The following is a 6273-nucleotide window of genomic DNA, read 5'->3' on the forward strand; positions in this document are numbered from 1 at the left end:
CTCCCGAGGAGATTAACGTAGACTTTGCCGCTGTCATGCAGCGGATGCGCAAACTCCGGGCGGGCATCAGCCACCACGATTCAGCACAGCGGTTCCACGAATTGGGTATCGACGTGTTTTTGGGGAGTGCGAAGTTTGCCAGTTCCGAAGCCATTGAAGTGGGAGACAAAACCTTAAGATTCAAAAAAGCCGTCATCGCCACTGGGGCGAGGGCCGTCCGTCCTCCCGTGGAAGGCATTGAAGACGTGGGCTATCTCACCAACGAGACGGTGTTTTCACTCACCGAACGTCCCAAACGCCTCGCGGTGATTGGTGGCGGCCCCATCGGTTGTGAGTTAGCCCAGGCATTCCAACGACTGGGTTCTCAGGTGACGCTGATTCATCGCGGCGACCATATCCTCAACCGGGAAGATGCCGATGCTGCGGATATCGTTCAAAATGAGCTAATTCGAGACGGAATTGCTTTGGTTGTGGGGGCAACGCCGACACGGGCAAAACAGACACCGGGCGGTAAAGTACTGTATTTCATGCGTAACGGTCAAGAAGAATCGGTAGTGGTGGATGAGATTTTAGCCGGGGCGGGACGCACGCCGAACGTGGAAGGTCTGAACTTAGAAGGGGTAGGGGTTCAGTACGATCGCAAGGGGGTCGAGGTCAACGATAATTTGCAAACCACCAATCCCAACATCTACGCCGCCGGGGATATTTGCATGGCCTGGCAGTTTACCCACGCCGCCGATTCCGCCGCCCGAATCGTTATTAAAAATACCCTGTTTTCTCCCTTCGGGTTGGGTAAATCCAAACTCAGCGACTTGGTGATGCCCTGGGTGACGTTTACCGACCCGGAAATCGCCCACGTGGGAATGTACGATCGCGATGCCCAAGCGAAGGGAATTGAGACGGACACGATTAAAATCGATTTTAGCAGTGTCGATCGGGCGATCGCCGATGGGGAAACGGACGGCTTCGTGAAAATCCTCCACCAGCGGGGAACGGATCGAATTTTGGGGGCGACTATAGTCGCCCGCCACGCCGGTGAGATGATTAGCGAAGTCACCACCGCGATCGTCCACGATCTGGGATTGAGCAAACTTTCGAGTGTCATCCATCCCTATCCCACCCAGGCAGAAGGGATCAAAAAAGCTGCCGATGCCTATCGCCGTACGTTACTGACCCCCCGAACTAAGTGGTTTTTAGGGATTTTATCGAAGCTTTCGTAGGCTAATTTGTTGGTGGTTTTCGCCTTGTTTCTGGCTTTGCACCTTAACTTATCGCCCATGGTTGGAGATCGACTCGCTGTTTTGAGAGGACGGGGACACCATCGCAAAGATATACGCATCATCGTTGAGCCGGTAGAAGTTGAGATTCTGATATGGAACGCAACGCTCGTCAAAAAGTGTCCTCCGATCGGGATCGATCGGTACCGGCAGCCAGAGGAGAGGGCAAGATTCGCAGTAATATTCAGTTTTTCGATCGTCAAACGCGATCGCCGAGGTCAGATATCGATGTCGGTACAGTAACGGCCTCTAGTCAGGGGTTGGGTTGGAAAGGGATTCATATCGAGAGCGGCCAGAACGATGGGTTCAGGACAGATGATGTCATTGTTCCCCAGCACTATTTTGCGATGAACGTCGGTTCGTCCTTTGAGTGGGAGTGGAAAGACGGAAACTGCTTCAGAAAAGAGCGCAGTCAACCAGGAACAATTTGGGTGAATCCAGCAGGAGTGCCCTTTTCCCATCGAGTCTACGGCGACAACCAGTTCGCGCTGCTGACACTCGAACCACAACAGCTTTTAGAAGGGTTACCTGAAGAAGCTGCGATCGATTCTGAGGCATTCTCGCGCGAGCATCATGCCCGAGACCCTCAGATACAACACCTGATGAACGCTCTGTTGCAAGAAGCCTCCGCCCGAAATCCCAACGGAAAGCTTTATGTAGAGCTGCTATCAACAGCGCTATCCATTCACTATGTCAATCATTACCGCCTAGCCGGGCCGCTCGATCGTCAGATCGATTTTTCTCGGGTAAAAGCAGGCGATCGCCACCGAATCGGTAAGGCGATCGATTACATCGAGGCTTTCCTATCGGAAGATATTAGCTTGGATGACTTAGCCACCGTCGCAGGCCGCAGCAAGTTTCACTTCTGTCGGCTATTTAAGGTAGCTGTCGGTCTCACGCCCCATCAATATCTAATGAAAAGAAGAGTGGAAAGGGCGGCTCAAGCGCTGACGAGAGGAACGCCGAATATTGCTAACGTGGCGATCGCTTATGGATTTTCCGACCAGACTCATTTCACTCGAAACTTCAAAAAAATCAAAGGCATTACACCGGGAGAGTTTATTAAAAAGAAACGGTAAATAGCAATATAAGCCTTAAAAAAAGCAAGATTTACCGATACAGAACGGCTGCATTCTTTCTATATTGGTTCGGTATATATCTACAGGAGCGATATAGAAATGTCAGATATCGGTCGTCGCAAAATTCTGACGACTGGCGCGATCGGTGCCGCCGGACTCGCCGCTGCTGTTGCGGCTAAATCGGTTCGAGCCAATACTGAGGTTCCACCCGAACCCGGAGCGGCCTCCACAACCCCCGGTCATGATTTTTCCGGTAAGGTCGTTGTCGTCACGGGCGCAACATCCGGTATCGGTGAAGCGACTGCCAAAGCGTTTGCTCGATCGGGCGCGCGGGTTGCTTTCAATGGACGGCGGGCCGAGCTGGGGAGCCAGGTTGAAGAAGCCATCAAAGCAGAAGGCGGCGAAGCGACCTACATTCAAACTGACGTGCGAGATCCCGCCCAGATTATGGCGTTTTTTCAAGCGGTTGCCGATCGCTACGGACGGCTTGACATCGCATTCAATAATGCTGGAGTTGTTTCGCCCAATGCACCTTCTGCCGAGCAGTCTTTAGAAGACTGGGTCAACGTGATGGATACCAACGCTCGGGGCTACTGGCTGTGCATGAAAGCAGAAATTCCGATGATGCTTTCCCAAGGGGGCGGTCATATCATCAACAACGCTTCCGTGTCAGGGCACGTCGGGTTTGCGAATATCATGCCTTATTCGATGTCGAAACACGCCGTCATTGGCCTGACTAAGTGTGCGGCGCTCGAATACGGCCCGCAGAATATTCGCATCAACTCGATTAGTCCCGGCGGTGTCGATACCCCGATGAGGCGACAGGCGATTTTGGCGCAGAATGGCGATCCGACTACACCACCGCCTAACTTGCCCGAGCGGATTAACACGTCTTATGAAATGGCTCGCGTCGTTATGATGTTGGCTTCGGACGATGCCACTTCTATCCTGGGCACCGATATTGATGTCACCACCGGAATGTTGACCAGCTGCGTATAGCGAGTTGATTTCTCTCTCTTTTTGTCTAACCCAACCCTTCATTGGAGCAAAACGATGAACAGCACCCGTCGCAAATTTTTGGTCGCTGGCACGGCAGGAGCCGCAGCGGTTGCGATTCCGTCTATTTTGAATGCAGAGGATGCGGTAGCCGAGCAGGTTACGCCCTCCACCCCATCAAACGGAATGTTAGCCGGTCAGGTGGCTTTTGTCACCGGTGCTGCTCGGGGGATCGGACGAGCGATTGCCGTGGCTTTAGCCCAAGCGGGTGCTGATATTGCAGCAGTTGATATCCTCGCAGACATTCCAACGCACTCCGTTCCCCTCGCCGAACCTGTGGATATGCAACAAACTCAACAGCTTGTCGAACAGGCGGGTCAGCGATTGGTGCCAATAAAAGCTGATGTTAGAGACCTTGCAGCGCTAAAAGCTGCTGTCGCCCAGACAGAACAACAGCTCGGCGAGATCGACATTGCGATCGCCAACGCGGGGATTAATAGCAATGTTGGCTTTTTGAGTGAAGATGAGTCGGCTTGGCAAAACTCTTGGGAAACGATTACCGACGTGAACGTCATGGGTGTTGCGAACACCTTGCGAGCGGTGTTGCCTGGAATGGGTAAGCGGCAATCGGGTCGAGTGGTGATAACCAGCTCTACATTTGGCCGACAGGGAAACGGGCAGAATCCGGCTTACGTGACCTCGAAGTGGGGAGTGGTGGGACTGACGAAGGCGGCGGCAATTGAGATGGGGCCATTGGGGGTGAATGTGAATGCGATCGCACCCACTGCGGTCAGAACTCAACTCGGTGGCCCGCGAACCCCGCAAGAGCGAGCCGAATCAGATGAATGGCTGATAGCCAACTACCATCAGCTACCCGTCGGTTTGCTAGAGCCTGAAGATATTGCAGGCAGTGTGGTTTTCTTAGTCTCCCCAGCAGCGCAGCACATCACGGGCGTTACTATTGATGTAGCCGCCGGCGCAAATGCTCGCTATACAGCCTGATTGCGGCGATCGGATAAACACTCGCTGCTGTTGGAATGCAATTTGAGATCGTCACCCTATTCCCCGACTTCTTCACCAGTGCCCTGAGTGCGAGTTTGCTCGGCAAAGCTATCGATAAAGGCATTGCCACCGTCAACCTCATCAACCCCCGCGATTTCACCAAAGACAAACATCGGCGGGTGGATGACGTACCCTACGGCGGCGGCGTGGGGATGGTGATGAAGCCGGAACCGATTTTCGCGGCTGTCGAATCCCTACCGGTTCTCCCCCGACGCGAGGTGATTTTGCTGACTCCCCAAGGACAGCCGATGAATCAACCCCTTTTTAAAGAACTCGCCGCCAACTACGATCAACTTGTTCTCCTGTGCGGTCATTACGAGGGCATTGACGAACGGGTGATGCATTTGGTGACGCGGGAGGTTTCCCTCGGGGACTTCGTGCTGACGGGGGGAGAAATCCCCGCTCTGGCACTGATTGATGGGGTGGTGCGATTGCAACCGGGAACCGTGGGTAAAGCGGAATCCCTTGATGCGGAAAGCTTTGAAGATGGCTTACTCGACTACCCCCATTACACCCGTCCGGCCCTGTTTCGAGAGTACGCCGTCCCCGACGTGTTGCGATCGGGAAACCACGGAGAGATTGCCCGGTGGCGACACCAGCAACAACTCGATCGAACTCGCGATCGTCGTCCAGATTTGTTAGATGAATTGGAAGTGCGCAAAGGAGATGAAGAGGCTTTGTAGTTCGTTAAACCACCCGACAAATGATGCGTTACGACGGATTTTGACATTGAATAGAACGCCAAAACTGTCGCCGTCTAACAGCATTCTACTTTGTGTCCTTTGTGACTTTGTGGTTTGTTAAACTCTCCTAAAAGTGATGCGTTACGACAGATTTTGACATTGAATAGAACGCCAAAACTGTCGCCGTCTAACAGCATCCTACTTTGTGTCCTTTGTGGCTTTGTAGTTCGTTAAACTACCTCACAAACGCTTCAACCCCCTCAACCAGCCGATCGATTTCCTCGTCGGTGGTGAAATAATGAGCGCAGGCGCGGACGCAGTTGGGATTGAGAATCGTGCGGACGAAAACATCTCTCGATTCGAGAAACTCCACTAATTTCTGGTGTTTGCCACCCGCAATCGTAAAAGACACTAAACCCGCAGCGGGAGGTTGCGCCTTCAAACAGGTGACTTGAGGAATCTGCGTCAGTCGCTCCCACAACTGCCCGCTTTGGTGGCAAAGTCGATCGTAGCGTTCTTCGGCAGTTCCCCATTGATGATGAAAGTCGATCGCCGCTTGCAATCCCGCATAGAGAGGGTAGGCAGAGGTGGCAATTTCAAATTGCTTGCCCCCCGGTTCGTAACCCGTCGGCGTTCCCTTCCCATCGATGGTAATCCCGCGCCAGCCGATAAACGTGGGACGCACGAACGCTCTGGCTTCGGGACTGATATACAAACCCCCCGCACCTTCCGGGCCGCACCACCATTTATGTCCGGTGAAAGCATAGAAGTCTACCCCAGTTTCCGCCAGATTTAGGGGCAACACGCCGACGGATTGGGCGGCATCGACGAGAACTTGCACCGGTTGCCCGTCAGTTGGAAAACTTCGACAAACCCGCACGATATCCCCTAATGGCAACACCTGCCCCGTATTCCAGAGGATGTGGCTGAGAACCACCAGTCGGGTATTGGGTTGAAGAGATCGCTCGATTACCGCCACGGGATCGCCATCGTTCAGGGTTTCCATCAACGGCGAGATCGATACTTCAATCCCAAACCGCCGCTGAAGTTCCCCCACTGCCGCTACGATCCCTTGATGTTCGCAATCGGTGAGTAGCAAATGTTGCCCCGGCTGCCAGTCGATCCCCCACAACGGGATATTACAACCGACGGTGACATCTTCAGTCAGGGTAATGG

General features: G+C 53.4%; 6 protein-coding genes. 5 read left to right on the forward strand and 1 reads right to left on the reverse strand.

The genetic code is table 11. The features are described from left to right. The 5 genes from IQ235_RS15880 to trmD form a co-directional block, all read left to right on the forward strand. A partial coding sequence (locus IQ235_RS15880) for a mercuric reductase (RefSeq protein WP_264322415.1) occupies nt 1–1220 on the forward strand: 1220 nt, incomplete at its 5' end. A 152-nt stretch (nt 1221–1372) separates the two neighbouring features. Then, nucleotides 1373–2356: an AraC family transcriptional regulator gene (locus tag IQ235_RS15885; protein ID WP_264322416.1), complete on the forward strand. Its 984-nt coding sequence runs from the start codon at nt 1373–1375 to the stop codon at nt 2354–2356. Nucleotides 2357–2455: 99 nt separating this feature from the next. Beyond that, nucleotides 2456–3355: an SDR family NAD(P)-dependent oxidoreductase gene (locus IQ235_RS15890; RefSeq protein ID WP_264322417.1), complete on the forward strand. Its 900-nt coding sequence runs from the start codon at nt 2456–2458 to the stop codon at nt 3353–3355. Nucleotides 3356–3409: 54 nt separating this feature from the next. Next, nucleotides 3410–4354, forward strand: a complete 945-nt coding sequence (locus IQ235_RS15895; protein ID WP_264322418.1) for an SDR family NAD(P)-dependent oxidoreductase — start codon at nt 3410–3412, stop codon at nt 4352–4354. A gap of 35 nt (nt 4355–4389) precedes the next feature. After that, complete coding sequence (trmD, locus tag IQ235_RS15900; protein ID WP_264322419.1) at nt 4390–5097, forward strand: tRNA (guanosine(37)-N1)-methyltransferase TrmD; 708 nt, start codon at nt 4390–4392, stop codon at nt 5095–5097. 235 nt (nt 5098–5332) lie between these two features. Here the strand turns inward: trmD and IQ235_RS15905 are convergent. Next, on the reverse strand, nt 5333–6273 hold a 941-nt coding region (locus IQ235_RS15905; protein WP_264322420.1), incomplete at its 5' end, for an aminotransferase class V-fold PLP-dependent enzyme.

It is taken from the genome of Zarconia navalis LEGE 11467 (assembly GCF_015207075.1).
Classification (GTDB): domain Bacteria; phylum Cyanobacteriota; class Cyanobacteriia; order Cyanobacteriales; family Geitlerinemataceae; genus Zarconia; species Zarconia navalis.

Excerpts from the sequence above, each read along its gene's own strand:
- IQ235_RS15885 (WP_264322416.1), top strand. The coding sequence starts at position 1,373 with ATGGAACGCAACGCTCGTCAAAAAGTGTCCTCCGATCGGGATCGATCG.
- IQ235_RS15890 (WP_264322417.1), top strand. The coding sequence starts at position 2,456 with ATGTCAGATATCGGTCGTCGCAAAATTCTGACGACTGGCGCGATCGGT.
- IQ235_RS15895 (WP_264322418.1), top strand. The coding sequence starts at position 3,410 with ATGAACAGCACCCGTCGCAAATTTTTGGTCGCTGGCACGGCAGGAGCC.
- trmD (WP_264322419.1), top strand. The coding sequence starts at position 4,390 with ATGCAATTTGAGATCGTCACCCTATTCCCCGACTTCTTCACCAGTGCC.